Source organism: uncultured Candidatus Puniceispirillum sp. (assembly GCF_963979125.1).
In the GTDB taxonomy this organism is placed as follows: domain Bacteria; phylum Pseudomonadota; class Alphaproteobacteria; order Puniceispirillales; family Puniceispirillaceae; genus Puniceispirillum.
This window is the reverse complement of record NZ_CAXBVX010000144.1, coordinates 1-3444: the sequence shown is the minus strand read 5'-3', so window position 1 is coordinate 3444 and position 3444 is coordinate 1. Positions and strand designations below refer to the sequence as shown.

Genomic DNA, 3444 nt, shown 5'->3' with positions numbered 1-3444 from the left:
ATTCTACAAAAGCGGCTTGACGGTAAGGTTGAAACTGATTTCGACACTGCACGCCGCCTTTTTACATTAATTTGTGTACTGCAAACAAGATAAGCCCGAACGCTGGATAGGCAAATGAGATGAGCGATAAAGATATAAAAAAAGCAACAGGATCGATTGGCGCGATTCTATTTGCTTGTAACTTGAATGCGGTGCGTTCAGCCATGGCTGAAGCCATGGTGAAAGCAACATTTCCGGGGAAGATTTTTACTGATTCCTGTGGTGTAAGGCCTGGTGCACCAGATGGTTTTGCGATGGCGGTGATGGCGGAAATTAATATTGATATGATCGGACATACGCCTAAATCATTTGCTGATCTGGATTGTGAATTTTATGATGTGATTATTTCCTTTTCCAAAGAGGCCGACATAGCCGCACAGGAACGCGTGCGTAATGTTGATTGTGAAACATTATACTGGCCAGTTGATGATTTGGCCGATCTGCAAGGAAGCCGAGAAGAGCGTTTGGCAGCCTATCGCGCGGTACGCGATGACATTGCAGCTAAGCTCAGTATTTATCTTGATACGAAAATTACAGGAAAAGCTTGACCTTTACGGCTTTTTTGCGCATCTCTATTGCAACTTAGCATCTATGGAAAAGGGTCACATGGCCAAAGAAGGCGTAATTGAATTTTCAGGTACAGTTGCAGAACTGTTGCCCAACGCAATGTTTCGGGTGAAACTTGATAATGATCATGAAGTGCTTGCCCATACTAGTGGCAAGATGCGGAAGAATCGTATCCGTGTGCTGGCAGGTGATAGGGTGAATGTTGAAATGACCCCATATGACCTCAGTAAAGGCCGCATAACGTTCCGTTTCAAGTAACCGTAAACCTCTGGTACTGGCCTAGTAAGGCTATGGACATAGTGTTGCAAAGTGCATGATGTTGCCGCTTTCTGTTATGTTTCGGATAAGCGCAACATGGAAGCGCCCATTCTAGGAAGTCTTGCGCTATGACTACGGAACAGACATCTCAAGAACATAAAAAGACTGGCTTAGATAGCTCGTTAGTGTTGGCTTCGGCGTCACCGCGTCGGCGTGAACTGCTAGGCCAGATCGGGCTATCGCCGACAATTATGATTGCCGATATTGATGAAAACCCGCAAAAACACGAAAAACCTCAGCCTTATGCCGTGCGCATGGCATCGGAAAAGGTGCTAAAAGTTCGCGACCAGAATGCGGACGCCGTTAATAAATTTATTCTGGCCGGCGATACAGTCGTTGCACGCGGCCAGCGTATTTTGCCCAAAACTGAGGATGAAGCGTCCGCACGTACGTGTCTGGCTTTGTTGTCTGGGCGTCGTCATCGTGTTTATGGCGGTATTGCGCTGATCTCACCAGATGGTCATTTGCGAACTCGTCTAGTCACCAGTATGGTGCGTTTCCGTACGCTCACGCCGGACGATATTGACAGCTATATCGCAACTGGTGAATGGCAAGGCAAAGCTGGCGGTTATGCAATTCAGGGCATGGCGGCAATTTTTGTCCAGCAGATAAGCGGATCCTACTCAAATATCGTTGGCTTCAGCTTGTTTGATGTAGCAGCTATGCTAGGTGGACAGGGTTTTGATGTTATGCACATGCCGGACATGATATGATCGATGCGGTTACCCATATATATTTTGACGAGGCACCAGGGCAGACGCGTGTTGTCTTTATACGTGGAAACGACAAGGGGGTCTTGGCTCTTCAAGATGTGATGCCAGATACTATTGTTGAGATATGGCATCGCCGTTGGGACATGCCTAGCCTGATAGGGACAGTGCATTTTGCCCGAATTGAACAACTTTTCATCGCTCAGAATCGTGCCACTGCCCAATTGCATGATGGTACAGCCATCAGCGTGCGGTTACGGGCAAAAGACCGACCTGCATCCGGTGATATACGGGCTGTAACAATCACCGCGGCACCGCGTGAAGATAAATCGTGGCAGGCCGTTCTAGGCGCACGTCTGGTGTCGCCCTATGGCATTTTGCTACCCGCTAGCAGTGGTGTTTTCCGGTCTAATAGATTTTCGGCGTCAGATAATGGCAAAGCGCAGGAAGCCATGATCAAGACGATCTTGCCGGATGATTTTGGCTTTATCATGCGCAGCTCTGCAAATGCCCTATCGGTTGACGCGATGGAAGCCGATGTAAAGGCATTGCTACATGCCTGGCAAATGGGGACAAAGGTGCCATCTGGCCAGATGCATATGGCAAGTGCGCCGTGCTTAATCCATGATGGCGGTGGTCTAACTGGACAGGTCGCGCGTCATGCCCCGCATGCACAGGTGATTGATGCGCATGAAACCACCGCCAAACAGTATCTTGCCATAATGCTTGATGAGGTGATTGATGATGCGATGCAAACAAAGGTGCCATTGCCGCATGGTGGGCAACTATGGTGCCAGCGCACAAATGCCTTATGGGCGATTGATGTGGATAGTGCTGGTTATAATAGTCCCAAAGCTAATGATATGATACCGTATCTGCTGATGGATGCTGTGCCCGAAATTATTCGTCAGGTCCGTTTACGAGCAATGGGTGGCGCAATTCTGGTGGATATGCCCCGAATGGCTAGCAAGGCAGGAAAAACGGTTCTGGCACAATTTTCCGAGGCTTGCGCCGGGGATCCACGCCACCCTGAAATTATGGGCTTTACCCGTGGGGGATTGCTGGAAATGCGCGTGCCACATGGCGAACAAACTTTACCCGATGTTATGGCAGATCGTATCGCCCAATGTGCGCTTGCTGGATTACGGCTTGTGGCGCATCGTATCGCTTTGCCTCCAGCACCAACTGAGATCAAACTGGCTGTTTCGGCGCCGGTGGCCAAATGGTTGTCGAGCGAAGGGTCATCAGCTTGTGCGGCACTTGACAGGCCGCTTCGTCCTGTAGTGTTGTCAGATGTCGCCCCCGACGCACCTGCCTATATTATTAATTGAGGTCGTTATGTCTATATCGCCTAAATCGAAACTAAAGCCGGTTAAATGTCCGATATGTGGTGATATGGCCAGTAATGTGGCGCGGCCTTTTTGTTCGTCACGCTGTGCTGATATTGATCTGGGACGTTGGTTTCAGGGTAAATATGCAATCCCTGCGGTCGATGCAGCAGATGATACGATTATAGATGCTTTGATTGCCGAGGCCGAAGCTGATAATGCTGGACTGGATAGCAGGCGCGATCACGATGGCGGAAATGATGATGATCGTTAAAAGACTGTTTTATTCGGTCAATTGAGGCTGGACACTGCCTTGCAAGGTCGTTATATCCGTTGGAGCTAAGGTGATCGCGCTTCATAAGCGTCCTACCATTGATCACCAGTTCAGATCATGCGCGTCAGCTGATACGCATAGAGATGAGGCAAAGCCCGGGTAGCTCAGTTGGTAGAGCAGCGGACTGAAAATCCGCGTGTCGGTGGTT

6 protein-coding genes are annotated in these 3444 nt (G+C 49.2%); all 6 read left to right on the top strand.

Going from position 1 to position 3444, the window contains the following annotated elements:
- The coding region (locus tag ABNT28_RS10415) for a UPF0262 family protein (RefSeq protein ID WP_348721553.1) at positions 1 to 93 on the top strand (93 nt) is incomplete at its 5' end.
- A 26-nt stretch (positions 94 to 119) separates the two neighbouring features.
- Positions 120 to 587: a low molecular weight phosphatase family protein gene (locus ABNT28_RS10410; RefSeq protein ID WP_332923748.1), complete on the top strand. Its 468-nt coding sequence runs from the start codon at positions 120 to 122 to the stop codon at positions 585 to 587.
- 58 nt (positions 588 to 645) lie between these two features.
- Complete coding sequence (gene infA / locus ABNT28_RS10405; protein ID WP_013046186.1) at positions 646 to 864, top strand: translation initiation factor IF-1; 219 nt, start codon at positions 646 to 648, stop codon at positions 862 to 864.
- 128 nt (positions 865 to 992) lie between these two features.
- A complete protein-coding gene (locus tag ABNT28_RS10400; RefSeq protein WP_348721552.1) occupies positions 993 to 1637 on the top strand; it encodes a nucleoside triphosphate pyrophosphatase in 645 nt (214 codons plus the stop codon).
- Entirely contained in the window at positions 1634 to 2965 is a 1332-nt protein-coding gene (locus tag ABNT28_RS10395) for a ribonuclease E/G (protein ID WP_332923746.1), read from the top strand. The genes ABNT28_RS10400 and ABNT28_RS10395 overlap by 4 nt, the downstream gene beginning before the upstream one ends.
- 7 nt (positions 2966 to 2972) lie before the next feature.
- On the top strand, positions 2973 to 3236 hold the full coding sequence (gene yacG / locus ABNT28_RS10390) for a DNA gyrase inhibitor YacG (protein WP_332923745.1): 264 nt from the start codon (positions 2973 to 2975) through the stop codon (positions 3234 to 3236).
- Positions 3237 to 3444: the final 208 nt, after the last annotated feature.

Excerpts from the sequence above, each read along its gene's own strand:
- ABNT28_RS10395 (WP_332923746.1), top strand. The coding sequence starts at position 1,634 with ATGATCGATGCGGTTACCCATATATATTTTGACGAGGCACCAGGGCAG.
- infA (WP_013046186.1), top strand. The coding sequence starts at position 646 with ATGGCCAAAGAAGGCGTAATTGAATTTTCAGGTACAGTTGCAGAACTG.
- ABNT28_RS10410 (WP_332923748.1), top strand. The coding sequence starts at position 120 with ATGAGCGATAAAGATATAAAAAAAGCAACAGGATCGATTGGCGCGATT.
- ABNT28_RS10400 (WP_348721552.1), top strand. The coding sequence starts at position 993 with ATGACTACGGAACAGACATCTCAAGAACATAAAAAGACTGGCTTAGAT.
- yacG (WP_332923745.1), top strand. The coding sequence starts at position 2,973 with ATGTCTATATCGCCTAAATCGAAACTAAAGCCGGTTAAATGTCCGATA.